Consider the following 14,080-nt stretch of genomic DNA (forward strand, 5'->3'; position numbering starts at 1 on the left):
GGTCACCCGGGGTCGGGCCGCGGCTCCAGGACCACCAGCGCGGTCTCGGTCGAGCGGAGCGCCGCGTGGGCGTCCAGGTTCTGGTCGGTCTCCCGCCACCTGTCCCAGAGGCGCTCCCGCTCGGCGCCGGTAGCGCGGTGCGCGCGCACGAAGCGCGATCCGTCGGCCAGGTCGACGGTGGCGTCCGGGTGGGCCTGCAGGTTGAGCCACCAGTCCGGGTCGCCGTCGGCCCAGCCGTTCATCGCCATCGTGACGAGGTTCGAGCCGTCCTCGATGTAGGCGAGGATCACGCTGCGCTCGTACCCGGTACGACGTCCGGTGGTGGTCACGCGCATCATGCCCCAGCTGTGCGCCCGGGGCCGACGGAGGCCGGCCTTGCCGCCGGTGACGCGGTAGAGAGCACGGTGGACCGCCCATGCGGTGCGGACGAACCACCGTGGTGGAACCCGCGGAGCAGAGTTGCGTTCGACTGACTTGTGCTCGTTCGACACGCTGAGCCTCCGGCCTTCGGTGCGGGTCGGCCACCCGGCGCTCCGCCTTCGCTGAGCGGTGGCAACCCTTCATCACCAGGATAGGGAGCGCACCCGGCCGGAGGCCAGAGACCCACGAAGAGACTGATCGTCGAGTCGCTCCGCTCGCCGGCTGTAGCACGCCATGCTACATTCGTTGCATGGCGGAGCAGATCAGCCAGCGAGAGCTGCGCAACGACAGCGGGCGCATCATGCGCGCCCTCGATGATGGACACACCTTCATCGTGAGCCGCAACGGGCACCCGGTCGGCGAGCTGCGCCCGCTGCGCCGTCAGCGATTCATCGCCGCCCAGGCCGCCGTGGAGATGTTCCGGCATGCGCCGAAGCTCGACTGGGACTCGGTCCGAGCCGACATCGACGAGTACGTGGACCAGGACATCGCACCCCGTGGCTGAGCGCCTACCTCAGGGGCTCCTCGACACGTCGGTAGTGATCGACCTGGAGAACATCCCGGCCGTCGACCTGCCCGTCGAAGTCGCGATCTGCGTAATCACCCTCGCGGAGCTCGCCGCGGCGCCGGCGGCTGCCGCCGACACGACCGAACGTGCTCGCCGTCAGGACCGGCTCCAGCGCACCGAGGCCGCGTTCGACCCGATCCCGTTCGACATCGAAGCCGCCCGCAGCTACGCCAGGGTCTACGCCGCGGCCGTAGCCCAAGGACGCAAACCCCGGCGCCGACTCGCCGATCTGCTGATCGCCGCCGTCGCGCTCACCGAGGGCCTTCCGGTGATCACACGCAACCCGGACGACTTCATCGGGCTCGAGGACCTCATCGACGTCGCGACTATCTGACCCGGACACCCCGACCCCGGTCAGCCCCAGATCGCGGCCGCCCACTCCGGGTGGTCGACGAACGGGTTCCGGTTGTGCTGGAACTGCTCGTAGATCACGTCGTTGCGGTGGGCCTCGAACGCGGAGACCGGGTCGGCGTCGTGCCAGTCGAGCAGCACGGACAGCCGGCCGTGCAGCGGGGCCGAGCCGTTGCTGACCGAGTCGTTCGGCTCCAGGTCGGCGAACCCGTCCTCGCCCTCGTAGCGCACCGCCATGTAGAGGATCATGCGCGCGACGTCGCCCTTCACCTCGTCGCGCGGCTCGAAGGAGTCCGAGTCGGTGTAGTTGCCCGGCGCGCCGCTGACCTGGCTGCCGCCGTTGTCGAAGTCCTTGTTGCCGCGGATGCTGTTGACCTGGACGTCCGTGGGCCGCAGGTGGTGCAGGTCCGTGCCCGGGCCGGTCGCCGTGCCGAAGTCGCCGTGCGACTTGGCCCAGACGTGCTCCCGGTTCCAGTCACCGACATCGCCGCCGTTGAGGTTCTTGGCACGCGACTCGCCGCTGTACAGCAGGACGACGTTGTTCGGGTCGGCGGGGTCCTCGTCCGAGGCCTGGAGCCCTGCCCACACCTCGCTGTACGAGAGCTGGTCGCCCACGCTGATGATGTCGTTCAGCTCCGACTTCAGCGCCTCACCCGTCAGGCCCTCCGCACTGTCGTAGTAACCGGCGGGGACGTCAGCGCCGTCCTGCGCGACCGCGCCGGGCGCCGCCAGCACCCCTGCGGCAACCACGAGTGCGGACAGCCCGCTCCCCCAAGCCCGTACGAGACGTGTGCGCATCGTCGACCTCCGTGTCAGCCCGCGACCCCCTGCGGGCCACGGTGCGCGATTCACACTGACATGCGAAGGATGTGATGTCCGCCACCATTGGTAAACACTAGGTGAAATCTCCGCCTATGACGTGCTTTCACCCCACGCAGCACTTTGTTGTGGGCGGGATCGTTGCGCCTAAACCGGGCACGTAGCCGCAACGATCACGCCCACAACAAGGGACCTAGCGCGCGGCGTACGTCGTCTCGTCAAGGCCCGACTGGGTGGGGTCGTGGTCCACTTCCCCGACGTCGTACATCGTGGTCATCCAGTGGTAGAAGTTGTCGCCGCGGTCGCGGAGCAGCCGGTACAGCCGGCCCATCATGCGGCGCTGCACCTCCGCCGTCGCGGGCCGGTCGTAGACGTTCGTCAGCTCGTCCGGGTCGGTCTGCAGGTCGTACAGCTCGTTCACCGAGTCCGGGTTGACCACCAGCTTGTACCGGTCCTCCCGCAGCATGCGCTGCGGGTACGGGAAGTGGTGCCCGTGGAACTCGCACACGATGTCCTGCTCCCACTCGACCTCGCGCCCCTCGACCAGCGGGAGCAGGCTGCGCGAGTCGATGGCCGGCTTCGGGTCGATCCCGGCCAGCTCGAGGATCGTGGCCGTGCAGTCCAGCAGGCTCACGAACTCGGTCCGCACCTGGCCCGCCGGCCCGCCCGGTACCCGCAGCAGGCCCGGCGTGCGGTAGATGTCCTCGTACATCGCCGGACCCTTGTCGTGCAGGCGGTGCGCCCCGGTGAACTCGCCGTGGTCGCACGTGAAGAACACGGCGGTGTCGTCCACCAGGCCCAGCCGCTCGAGCGCGTCCATGACGCGGCCGATCTGCTGGTCGATGAGCGTCACGTACCCCCAGTAGACGGCGATCAGCTTGCGCGTCACCTCGATGGGCATCGTGTCGAACGTCCAGTGCGCGCTGTAGTTGGCCTGGACCGGCGGCTTGCCCTCGAACGTCTCGGCGATGGAGGCCGGCAGCTCGACGTCGGCCGGGTCGAACATGTCGAAGTACTCGTCCGGCACGATGTACGGCAGGTGCGGCCCGAAGAAGCTGAGCTCGAGGAAGAACGGCCGCGCTCCGCTGCGGTAGTCGTCCGCATACTTCTCCAGCAGCTCGATGGTGCGGGTCGCCAGGTAGTGCTCGAACGTGGCCTCCACCGGCTGGTGCAGCCGCGCCGCCAGGAGGTTGCCCGGCCCGCCGTTGGGCAGCGTGCCGCGCACCCGGTCGCTGATCTCGTACGGCGGCAGGTCGTGCTCGGCCAGGTAGGCCAGGTAGTCCTCGTTCTCCACCGGGTTGTGCCAGCCCGGCAGGTCCGGCCCGTCGAACCCGAAGTACGCGGCGTTCTTCACGGTGCCCGCGTGCCACTTGCCCACGAGCCCGGTGTTGTACCCGTGCTCCCGCAGCGCCTCCACGTAGGTGAAGGTGCCGTCGGCCAGGTCCTCCTGGTAGCCCACGTTGCGCTCGTGGTTGGCCAGCACCTGGTGCCGGAACGGTGCCTGCCCGGTGAGCAGGCTCGCCCGCGACGGCGTACAGATCGCCGTCGGCGTGTACCACCGGTCGAACCGGGTGCCGGTGCGGGCCAGCTCGTCCAGCACCGGCGTGGATGCGTGCGAGTTGCCGTAGGCGCCCAGCGTGTCGGCCCGGTGCTGGTCGGTCATGAGGAACAGGACGTTCCGCCGTGGCGTCGCCTCGGGGCCCTGTTCGGTCGCTGCGTCTGCCACCGGGTCACTCACCTGCCTTGAGGAACAGGTCGCCCGTGTAGTACTCGGCGGGGTCGACCGGTGCGTCGAGCGTGCCCGCCTGGACGAAGTACTCGTTCATGCCGGACAGCCACGTGTCGACGGTGCCGTCCTCGGTGATCTTGTCGAGCTCCGCCAGGTCGAGGACCTCGACGTTCGCGGCGTCCGCCTCGACGTCGGCCACGTCGAGGTTGTTGAAGTCGGCGGTCAGCTCGATGGTCTCGTCCATGTTCTCCGCCCGGTAGGCGATGGCCTCGCGCAGCACCTTGAGCACGGCGTCGACCTTCTCCGCGTCGTCGGCCACGACGTCGTTGCCTGCGACGAACGCCGTCGGGAAGGCGACGGTCTCCTCGAAGTCGGTGTTGTCCGCGAGCTCGACCAGGTCGGGCACCTGCTCCTTGACCGTCGCGAGCGACGGGTACCAGAGGCCGGCGGCGTCGACCTGCCCTGACGACAGCGCGGCCACGATGGCCGGCGGCTCCATCGGGACGAGCTCGACGTCCTCCTTGGTCATGCCCGCCTCCTCGAGGGCGAGCGTCAGGATCATGTCGCCCGACGTGCCCTCCGGCACCGCGACGGTCTTGCCCTCGAGGTCCTCGACGGACTCGATACCGGGCTGCGCGACGACGCGGTCCGCCCGGCCGAGCGTGTTCATCGCGACGAGCTTCGCCTGCCCGGAGGCCGGCAGCCAGAACGCGCCGGGGCCGATGTACCCGAAGTCGAGGTCACCGGTACCGAGGGCCTGGATCTGCAGCGGCCCGTTCGTGAACGACGACGTGGTGGCGTCGATGCCGTGCTTCTCCCACAGCCCCTGGTCCTCGGCGATCGCCAGGAGGCTGGTGCCGTTGAAGTCGGGGATGTAGCCGAAGTTCACCTCGATGGTGTCGCCGCCCTCTCCCCCGCCGGCGGCGCCGCCGGAGGAGCAGGCACCCACGGACAGCACGAGGGCGAGGCCGGCGAGCGCCGCACCGAGAGATTTGCTGGGGATTGGCCTGGAAAGTCGCATGGGGGATCCTTAGAACTGGTTCTTGGGTTCTGGGCAGGGCCGGGTTCGGGGGCCGGTTCGGGGACTAGTGGCCGGCGGTCTGGTGGTAGACAGCGCGCCACACGCGGTTGCGCAGCTCGCCGAACTCAGGGCTGAGGCGCACGTCCTCGGTGCGCGGGTACGGGAGGTCGACGTCGATGACCTCCTGGATGCGGCCGGGGCGAGCGGCCATGACCACGACACGGCCGGCGAGGAACACCGCCTCGTCGACGTCGTGCGTGATGAACAGGACCGTGCGCTTCTCGGTGCTCCAGGTGTCGAGCAGCTGCTCCTGCAGGCGCACACGTGTCAGGGCGTCCAGCGCACCGAACGGCTCGTCCATGAGCAGGATCGACGGGTTCACCGCGTAGGCGCGGGCGATGGCGCAGCGCTGCTTCATGCCGCCGGAGAGCGTCTTGGGCAGCGCGTCCGCGAACTGCTCCAGGCCGACGAGCCGCACGTAGTGCTCGGCGCGCTCCCGGCGCTCGGCGGCGGGCAGGCCGGCCACCTTGAGCCCGAACTCGACGTTCTTGCGCACGGTCAGCCACGGGAACAGCGCGTACTGCTGGAAGATGACGCCGCGCTCCGGCCCCGGGCCGGTCACGTCCTTGCCGTCGACGAGCACCTCGCCGGACGTGGGCGTCTCCAGGCCCGCGACGATGTTCATGAGGGTGGACTTGCCGCAGCCGGACGGGCCGACGACGGTCACGAACTCGTTGTCGGCGACATCGAGGGAGACCCTGTCGAGCGCGACGAACTCCTCGTCCTTCAGGGCGAACGTCTTACGGGTGTCTCGGACGGAGATCTTCGCGGTGTCTGTCATGGTCCTCGGGGTGTCCTGCGTGGTGGTCATCGTCGCTCCTGCCATCCGGTGAGCCTGGTCTCCGCCAGCAGCAGCAGCCTGTCCATCGCCAGGCCGAGGATGCCGATGACGACGATGCTGACGAAGATCGTCGCGAGGTCGTAGTAGGTCTGGGCCTGCTGCATGCGGAAGCCGAGGCCCGCCTGTGCGGCGAGCAGCTCGGCGGCCACGAGGGTCGCCCACGCCGAGCCGAGGCCGACCCGCATGCCGACGAGGATGAACGGCGACGATGCGGGCACCACGACGCGCAGGAAGATCGTGCCGTCCTTCGCGCCGAGCACCCGGGCCGCGTTGATGAGCGTCCGGTCCACGCTGACCACGCCCTGGTACGTCGAGATGACGCACGCGAGGAACGCCGCAAGGAAGATGACGAACACCTTCGGCAGCTCGCCGATGCCCATCAGCACCAGCACGAGCGGCAGCAGCGCGAGCGGCGGGATGGTGCGGAAGAACTGGATCCACGGCTCGAACAGGCCCCGGGCCGGCGTGTACCAGCCCATCAGGAAGCCGACCGGGATCGCGGCGGCCGAACCGAGCAGGAACCCGGCGAGGACGCGGCCGAGGCTGGCCGTCAGGTCCTCCATCAGGGTGCCGTCGCTCCAGAGCTCGATGCCCTTGACGAGCACCTCCGGCGGCGTCGGGAGCTGGAGCCCGCTGAGCGCGAGCAACCACCAGATCCCGATACCGCCCACCACCGAGACGGAGTTGAGGACGAGCAGGGTTGTTCTTTTCCCAGCGCGACGACGGGGTGGTGACCCGTTCTTCGTCGGGGTGGGAGTCGACACGGTCGACGCTGTCACAGGGCTCTCCTCATACGTGCGTGCAGAGTTTCTGGCGGGGTACCGGGCCGTGGCCCGCGTAACGACCCGCGCAGCTCTCCGGGGGCATGGGTGGTCTCCGGCTCGGGATATCCGGCCAGCAGCGGGGAAAGATGGAAGGCGGCGGCGAGCGCGCCGAGCGCGCCGTCGGTGTCGCGCAGCCGCCCGGCGCGCACCACCAGCGAGTCGCCGGTAGGCAGCGGGTGCAGCTCGTAGCGCAGGGTGGCGGCGGCCTGCTCGACGATCACGGGGGCGACTCGCGTGATCTCGCCGCCGATCACTATCTCGTCCGGGTCCAGCGTCAGGGCCGCCATGCCGAGCACGCGCCCTACGGTCGCGCCGACGTCGCGCAGCACGCCCTCGACCACGGGATCGCTGGTGGCGACGGCAGCTGCGAGGTCGTCGAGGGTCTCGACCTCGACGCCCTTCTCGCGGCAGGCGGCGAGGACCGCGTGCACCGACGCGACGGTCTCGAGGCAGCCGCGCTTGCCGCAGCGGCACCTGGTGCCCGCCGGGTCCACGGAGACGTGGCCGAGCTCGCCGGCGTACCCGTGCGCCCCCGTGCCGATCCGCCCGCCGACGACGAGACCGCCGCCCACGCCGTCCGACAGGCGCACGTACAGCAGGTCGCTCGCGCTCTCGGGCTGCGACACCGCCTCCGCGAGCGCCGCGAGGCGAGTGTTGTTGTCGACGACGACGGGCGCGCCGAACCGCTCGGCGAACGCGGCGTGCACGCCGTCGGGCGCCGTGCGGCGTACCCAGGGCACCTGTTCGCTGTCGGGGCGCCGGCCGCCGTGCGGTCCGGCGACGCCGATGCCGACCGCCTGGAGCTCGCCGAAGTGCAGTCCGTGCTCGCGGGCGAGCCGGTCGATGAGCCCGAAGGCGAGCTCGAGGCGTTCGGCCCCCACGGTGTCGTCGTCGTAGTGCTCGACGCCGGAGGCGACGGTCTCGCGGGTCGCGTCGGCCACCGCGGCGCGGACGCGCCGGTGGCCGAAGTCGACGCCGAGGTACTGGCCCGACCCGGGGTCGAGGGCCAGCCGTTCGGCGGGCCGGCCGCTGCCCCTGCGGGTGGCGGCGTCGGTGTCGAGCACGACGATGGCGCCGCGCCGCAGGAGCTCCGCGGTGGTCTCGGAGAGGGTGGTCCTGGAGAGCCCGACGCGCCGGGCCAGGTCGGCGCGGCTCAGCGGTCCGTCGCGCAGCGCACCGAGGACGCGGCCTTCATGGGCGCGTCTCGCGGTACTACCGGGTGTCGTCGTCGACATACCAGCGACCATAAGGACCTCTCAATTTTTCCGTCAACGACCCGGCAGAAAGCCGCGTCATTTTGGCCGCTCTCCCACAAAACCCCCTCCGGCCTCGTTGAGTGCTGGGTATCTGTTGGCCGACACGGCTCGGTCCGACAAATACCCAGCACTCCGGGGTGGGCGGGGGCTACGGCATCTTGTAGGTGCGGACGTAGTCGAAGTTCGCCGTGGCGCCAGGGGTGTTCATCGCTACCAGCCCGATGCGGAGGTCCTTGTCGTTGGGCAGAGTCCAGACGCCGCCCCACCGCCACGTCTTCCCGTCGGTGCTCGAGGCCATGCGCACCTCGTGCTCACCGTTCGCGACGTCCTCGTGGGCGTACAGCCGGAGCCACGTGGTCTCGCCCGGTGCGGCGCCCCACATGGGTCCGGCGGCCACCGCCCTCGGCGGCGTGGTGGTCGGGCGCGGACCCTCCTTGGTGAACTCCAGCTGCTGCGAGACGCTGCCCGGCTTGCGGGAGAGCCCGAGCTGGGAGTGCACCAGCTTCACGAACTGGTCGTCGTCTCCGTACAGGACCAGGCCGGCCTGCCTGTTCACCCCGACGCCGTCCAGCTGGAGCTTGGTCTCGACCAGGTAGTCGCCCTCCGGCGCGTCGCGGGTCAGCACGGAGGCCGAGTTGGTGCCGAGGTGCAGCTCCGCCCTCTGGGTCGGCCAGGTGAGGGCACCGTCAGCCAGGCGGACGCCGTCGGCCGGGCCACGCACCCAGGACCAGCCCGAGCCGTCCTCGCCGGGCACGACGCCGTCGAACTCGTCGGAGCTGCCGGGCAGCGGCGCACCCGGTTCGGGGTCGGCGACGCGCTCGGTCACCGGCCGGGCCGCCGGCACGAGGCTGAGGTTGTCGGCGTCGGCCCCGCCCCTGGCCGTCACGCCGACGGGGGCCGCTGCGCTCCCCTTGCTGCTGGACGGGTGCGCAGGCACCGCAAGGGTCGCCGTGCCGAGCGGCTCCTTCAGGTTGTCGGCGGAGACGGTCGCGGTGAACGTGCCGGACCGGACGTCACGGTCGAGGGTTACGACGTTCCAGTCCCCGTACGGGAAGCCGTCCGGCAGGGCGGTGGTGGTCCGTACCGTGCGGTCGCCGCGCCCGACCTCGAGGCGCAGCTCGCCCGCGCCGCGGTCGACCCAGGCGACAGCACGGCGCGCGCCCTCCCCGAGGGTCAGCCCGACGGCGCCGGCAGCGCCGGCGACGCGCAGGTCCGCCTGGGCGCGCAGGTCGCCGTCGTGCCCCGCGGTGCTCGCGAGGGACGACGCCCCGGTGAGCCGTGCATACGGGCCCGCGTCGGCCTCCTCGGCGAGGGTGACGTCGCCGTCGGCGGACCAGCCGTCGAGGGTGCCGTCGGCGAACGTCGTGCTGACCGTGCCGGAGGTCACCGGGGCGGGCTGCGGCCCCGACGACGGGCCGGCGCCCGCGTTGACGACCGGCCAGCCGTCGATCCAGTCGAGCCGGTCGATCATGAGCGGCCGCTTCGACAGGTTCAGCACGCCGTTGCGGGTGTCGACCGGCGGAAAGTCGGGGTCGTCCGTCGGGATGGCGTGGTAGGCCATCCAGTCCTGGCCGGCCAGGTCCGTGAGCACCGAGTGGTGGCCAGGCCCCGCAAACCCGTTGCCGCTCGACGTCAGGACGTAGCCGCCCTTGCTCGACTCGGCCATGAGGTCCGTGCCGTCGTCGTCCACGAACGGGCCGCGCGGGCTCTCGCCGCGGCCCACCTTGACGGTGTACCCGCTGAACGATCCGTCGCAGCAGCCCGCGTCGGAGTACATCAGGTAGTAGAGGTCGTCGTGCCGCACCACGAACGCGCCCTCCATCCGGCGGCCCTGCGCCACCTGGGTGACCGGGCCGGTGAGCTCGGTGGCGTCAGCGCTCAGCTCCGATACGCAGACGACGTCGTAGCTGCCCCAGTACAGGTAGAGGGTGCCGTCGTCGTCGGTGAACAGGGCCTGGTCGATGTTGCCCGTCGGGCAGCCGGCGATCGGCGCGGAGGGGACCAGCAGCTCGTCGCGGTGGGCCCACGGGCCGGTCGGCGTCGGCGCAGTGGCCACCGCGAGACCGCCCGTGGACAGGCCGTACGTCAGCACGTACTCGCCGTTGAGGTAGCGGATGTCGGGGGCCCAGGCGCGGGAGCTCGCCCGCCACGTGGCCGGGACGTCGTCGGCGTCGATCACCTCGCCCACGTACTCCCAGTGCGCCAGGTCCTCGGAGCGCAGGATCGGCAGGATCCGCTCCCCCGGCTCGCCCGCACTGTTGAACACCGGGTTCTGCGTGCCGTACGCGTACCAGGCGCCGTCCTTGCCGCGGATCACCGCGGGGTCGGGGAAAGTGTCGGTGACCCCGGCGGACACCGGGTTCGTGTACGTGGTGGCGCCGGCCGGCACGTCGGCCGGTCCGTCTGCCGGTGCGGCCGCCGTGGGTGCGGCCGCTGTGGGTGCAGCCGCAGGGGGCGCGTCGGCGCCCTGCGCCGGGACCATCCCCGCCGCCAGGACCGTCGCAGCGACCGCAGCGACCCATCCGCTCCGGATCCGTCCTGGCGAGCGTCGTGCCGTGCTGGGTCGGTCTGGACTCCGTCGACCTGATCTCCATCGATCTGATCCAAGGCGCATGAGGGCCGGCTCCTCTCGAACGGGGCCGTCGCGCAGTCGCGCGGACGGCGGTGCCGGGCCACCTGTGATGGCGCACCCCGCCCCGCCCCCATCGAACGAGGACAGTTTTTCTCCGGCAAGTACCCGACAGAAAAAGTAGGGTACTTGCCGGTCAAGGTGATCGGCAAAACGTCAGGAGATCGGCAACCCGAGTTACCGATCTCCTGACGTTCTACCGACCACGCGGCGCTGGCCCGCCGCGCTCGCCCGCCGCGCTCGCGCGGCGCCGCGCGGGCTACTTGATCGCGCCCATCGAGAGGCCGCGCACCAGCTGCTTCTGCGCGATCCAGCCCGCGAGGATCACGGGGAGCGACGCCAACAGCGCCGCCGCGCTGAGCCGGGCCAGGAACAGGCCCTCGCTCGTCATGGTCGACACGATGAGCACCGGAACGGTCGCCGCCTGGGACGCCGTCAGGTTGAGCGCGAAGAAGAACTCGTTCCACGCGAAGATCACGCAGATGAGCGCCGTCGCCGCGATACCGGGCGCCACCATCGGCAGGAGCACGGACCGCATGGTGCGCATCAGCCCCGCGCCGTCGATGGCCGCCGCCTCGAGCACCTCGCCGGGCACCTCGATGAAGAACGACCGCATCATCCACACCGCGATCGGCAGGTTCATCGCGGTGTACAGGACCACGAGGGTCCAGATGTTGTCGAGCACCTTGAGCTGGCCCGCGATCACGTAGATCGGCACGATGACGGCCACGACCGGCAGCATCTTGGTGGAGATGAAGAAGAACAGCACGTCGCTGACCTTCTGCACCGGGCGGATCGAGAGCGCGTACGCGGCGGGGACGCCGAGCAGCAGCACCAGGACGGTGGAGACGCCGGTGGCGATCACCGAGTTGCCCACGTAGACCATGGAGCCGCCCTCGAGCACGGCGCGGAACTGGTCGAGCGTCGGCGTGAAGAACCAGGTCGGCGGGTCGGAGGCGGCCTGGTTCTCCTGCTTGAACGCCGTCATGGCCATCCAGGCGACCGGGAAGAAGAACCCGATGGCCAGCAGCCAGGTGACGGTGGTCAGGAAGCCGCCCGAGAAGCGACGGTTCGTCTCCCGCCGAGCGTCGGTCGTGCGGGAGGCGACCACGGGGGTAGCGACAGACATGGTCACTCCTTCACTTCGAAGCTACGGAAGATCAGGCGCAGCGCGGCGGAGGCCACGATGATCGTGGCGATCACGACGACGACACCCATGGCGGCGGCCTGCCCGATGTCGAACCCGAGGAACGCACGCTGGTAGATGTAGAACGGCAGGTTGGCGCTGGCCGTACCGGGCCCGCCCGCCGTCATGAGGTAGATCTGGTCGAACGTGTTGACCACGTAGATGATCCCGAGCAGCACGCCCAGCTCGATGTACCGGCGCAGGTGCGGCAGCGTGATGAGCCGGAAGGTGAGCCAGGTGTTCGCGCCGTCGACGGAGGCCGCCTCCAGCACGTCCTTCGGCTGCGCCTGCAGGCCGGCGAGCACGAGCAGCATCATGAACGGCGTCCACTGCCACACCAGGGCCATCAGGATGGCGATCACCGGGTAGGTCGACGTCCAGTCGACCGCCTCGATGCCGAACAGGCCGAGGGTCCAGTTGAACAGGCCGTAGGTCGGGTTCAGCAGGGCGATCGACCACAGCACCGACGTCGCCACCGGCATCACGAGGAACGGCGTGATGAGCATGGTGCGGGCCACGCTGCGCCCGAAGAACGGGCGGTCCAGCAGCAGCGCGAGCACGATCCCGAGGACCATCGCCACCAGCACGCAGCCGAGGGTGATGACCACGGAGTTGAGGGCGGTCTGCCGGAACGTGGAGTCGCGCGCGATGTCGAGGTAGTTCGAGAACCCCACGAACAGGTCGGACTCGGGTCGCAGCAGGTTCCGCGAGTGCAGCGAGTACCAGATCGTCAGGAGGAACGGCAGCTGCGTGACGATGACGGTGAAGATCAGCGCGGGCAGCAGCGGGCCGCGACGACGCCACGCTTCCGCACGGCTGATCGGGCGCGATGACGCGGCCTTGCGAGCATCCCGGCGTGCGCCCTCGAGCCGGTCGACGGTCGTGGTGCTCATTGCCCCTCCTCTGCCCGGTAGGTCTCCGCCACGGTCTCGGCGTAGCGCTGGGACTGCGCGATGGCCTCGTCCACGGTGACCTGCCCTGCGATGGCGGCGGACATCTGCTGGCCCACCCGGGTCCCCAGGTCCTGGAACTCGGGGATGCCGACGAACTGGATGCCCGGGTACGGCACCTCGTGCGCCATCGTGGCCTGCGGGGTGGCCCCGTTCATCGACTCCAGGGTCGCGTCGGCGTAGGCCTGCGACACCTCGGCGTACTCGGGGATCTCGTAGGTGGACAGCCGGCTGCCCGGGGGCACCCGCTCCCAGCCGATCTCCTCGCCCACGAGCTCGATGTAGTCCTTGTCGGTCATCCAGGACACGAAGTCCCAGGCGGCGTCCTTGTGCTCGCTCGTGGACGGGATCGCCAGCGACCAGCTGTAGAGCCAGCCCGCCGACTCGGTCTCCGAGACCGGCGCCGGCACGTAGCCGACGTTGCCCGCCACGGTCGACGACGCGGGGTCCTCGACCGCCGAGACCATGGAGGTCGCGTCGTACCACATGGCCGACTGGCCCTGGGCGAAGCGCGTGAGGCAGTCACCGAAGCCCGACGTCGCCGCGCCAGGCTGCCCGTAGGTCTGCAGGGTGTCGATGTACGTCTCGATGGCCTCGCGGCTCTCGGGCGAGCTGAGGGTCGCGTTCCAGTCGGCGTCGAACCAGCCACCGCCGAACGTGTTCAGCACGGTGGTCATGGGGGCCATGTTCTCGCCCCAGCCGGCCAGGCCACGCAGGCAGATGCCGGAGAAGTCCTGTGCCGGCTCGTGCAGCTCCCCTGCCAGCTCGCGCACCTCGTCCCACGTCGGGTTGGCGGGCATCTCGAGCCCCGCCTCCTCGAACAGGTCGGTGCGGTAGGCCAGGAACGACGACTCGCCGTAGAACGGCACGGAGTACATGTCGCCGTCGCTCGAGAGCGCCTCGCGGACGCTGGGGACGAAGTCCTCTGCGTCGTACCCGTCGGTGCGCTCGATGTACGGCTGCAGGTTCTCGATCCAGCCGTTCTCTGCCCACATGGGCGTCTCGTAGTTGGAGATCATGACGACGTCGAACTCACCGCCGCCGGTGGCGACGGAGGCCGTGATCTTCGCGCGGGCCTCGTTCTCGGGCAGCGACACGAACCGCACGTCCACACCGGGGTGGGCCGCACGGAACTCGTCCTGCAGCGAGATCGCGTCCTGCATCTGCGGGTTGGACACGATCGCGACCACGATGGTCTCGCCGTCGCCACCGCCCACGGCGCCCGCACCGGCACAGCCGGTCAGGGCCAGCGCGACGGCGGCCGCTGCGGCCGCCAGCCTCGCTCTCACCGAAGTACCCCTCGGAGGTCGGAACATCCTCGTCCTCTCCTCGGCACAGCATCTGCGCCGTGCTCATTTGAGAATATCGACTTGCTCATCTGCAACCGCAGACTAGTTGGGTATGCTCAGGTGAGCAAGACCCTCCG

13 protein-coding genes are annotated in these 14,080 nt (G+C 70.1%); 2 read left to right on the forward strand and 11 right to left on the reverse strand.

Annotated features, from left to right (window positions below):
- Nucleotides 1–2: 2 nt before the first annotated feature.
- Nucleotides 3–491 (reverse strand): nitroreductase/quinone reductase family protein, encoded by a 489-nt coding sequence (locus ACFS27_RS04380; RefSeq protein ID WP_377180626.1) that lies wholly within the window; start codon nt 489–491, stop codon nt 3–5.
- Nucleotides 492–670: 179 nt separating this feature from the next.
- On the opposite strand from ACFS27_RS04380, the gene ACFS27_RS04385 reads away from it, so the two are divergent.
- Complete coding sequence (locus ACFS27_RS04385) at nt 671–925, forward strand: type II toxin-antitoxin system Phd/YefM family antitoxin (protein WP_377180627.1); 255 nt, start codon at nt 671–673, stop codon at nt 923–925.
- Nucleotides 918–1,322 carry a PIN domain-containing protein gene (locus tag ACFS27_RS04390; RefSeq protein WP_377180628.1) on the forward strand — a complete coding sequence of 135 codons (405 nt, stop codon included), beginning with the start codon at nt 918–920 and terminating at the stop codon, nt 1,320–1,322. The genes ACFS27_RS04385 and ACFS27_RS04390 overlap by 8 nt, the downstream gene beginning before the upstream one ends.
- Nucleotides 1,323–1,342: 20 nt before the next feature.
- Here ACFS27_RS04390 and ACFS27_RS04395 read toward each other — a convergent pair whose 3' ends face one another.
- From ACFS27_RS04395 to ACFS27_RS04440, 10 genes are all read right to left on the reverse strand, one after another.
- Nucleotides 1,343–2,137 carry an endonuclease I family protein gene (locus ACFS27_RS04395; RefSeq protein ID WP_377180629.1) on the reverse strand — a complete coding sequence of 265 codons (795 nt, stop codon included), beginning with the start codon at nt 2,135–2,137 and terminating at the stop codon, nt 1,343–1,345.
- A 214-nt stretch (nt 2,138–2,351) separates the two neighbouring features.
- On the reverse strand, nt 2,352–3,884 hold the full coding sequence (locus ACFS27_RS04400) for a sulfatase-like hydrolase/transferase (protein WP_377180630.1): 1,533 nt from the start codon (nt 3,882–3,884) through the stop codon (nt 2,352–2,354).
- A gap of 4 nt (nt 3,885–3,888) precedes the next feature.
- The gene (locus ACFS27_RS04405) at nt 3,889–4,908 is read right to left on the reverse strand and encodes an aliphatic sulfonate ABC transporter substrate-binding protein (protein WP_377180631.1); all 1,020 of its coding nucleotides are present in this window, start codon (nt 4,906–4,908) and stop codon (nt 3,889–3,891) included.
- Nucleotides 4,909–4,972: 64 nt separating this feature from the next.
- A complete protein-coding gene (locus tag ACFS27_RS04410; protein ID WP_377180632.1) occupies nt 4,973–5,779 on the reverse strand; it encodes an ABC transporter ATP-binding protein in 807 nt (268 codons plus the stop codon).
- Nucleotides 5,776–6,588 carry an ABC transporter permease gene (locus tag ACFS27_RS04415; protein ID WP_377180633.1) on the reverse strand — a complete coding sequence of 271 codons (813 nt, stop codon included), beginning with the start codon at nt 6,586–6,588 and terminating at the stop codon, nt 5,776–5,778. Before ACFS27_RS04415 ends, ACFS27_RS04410 begins: the two co-directional genes overlap by 4 nt.
- Complete coding sequence (locus ACFS27_RS04420; protein WP_377180634.1) at nt 6,585–7,868, reverse strand: ROK family transcriptional regulator; 1,284 nt, start codon at nt 7,866–7,868, stop codon at nt 6,585–6,587. The genes ACFS27_RS04415 and ACFS27_RS04420 overlap by 4 nt, the downstream gene beginning before the upstream one ends.
- Nucleotides 7,869–8,037: 169 nt before the next feature.
- Entirely contained in the window at nt 8,038–10,371 is a 2,334-nt protein-coding gene (locus ACFS27_RS04425) for a family 43 glycosylhydrolase (RefSeq protein ID WP_377180635.1), read from the reverse strand.
- Between the two features lie 406 nt (nt 10,372–10,777).
- Entirely contained in the window at nt 10,778–11,647 is an 870-nt protein-coding gene (locus ACFS27_RS04430; protein WP_377180636.1) for a carbohydrate ABC transporter permease, read from the reverse strand.
- A 2-nt stretch (nt 11,648–11,649) separates the two neighbouring features.
- Nucleotides 11,650–12,597 carry a carbohydrate ABC transporter permease gene (locus tag ACFS27_RS04435; protein WP_377180637.1) on the reverse strand — a complete coding sequence of 316 codons (948 nt, stop codon included), beginning with the start codon at nt 12,595–12,597 and terminating at the stop codon, nt 11,650–11,652.
- Nucleotides 12,594–13,943, reverse strand: a complete 1,350-nt coding sequence (locus tag ACFS27_RS04440) for an ABC transporter substrate-binding protein (protein ID WP_449301508.1) — start codon at nt 13,941–13,943, stop codon at nt 12,594–12,596. The genes ACFS27_RS04435 and ACFS27_RS04440 overlap by 4 nt, the downstream gene beginning before the upstream one ends.
- Between the last annotated feature and the right edge of the window lie 137 nt (nt 13,944–14,080).

The organism is Promicromonospora vindobonensis, assembly GCF_042685865.1.
Taxonomy (GTDB): domain Bacteria; phylum Actinomycetota; class Actinomycetes; order Actinomycetales; family Cellulomonadaceae; genus Promicromonospora; species Promicromonospora vindobonensis.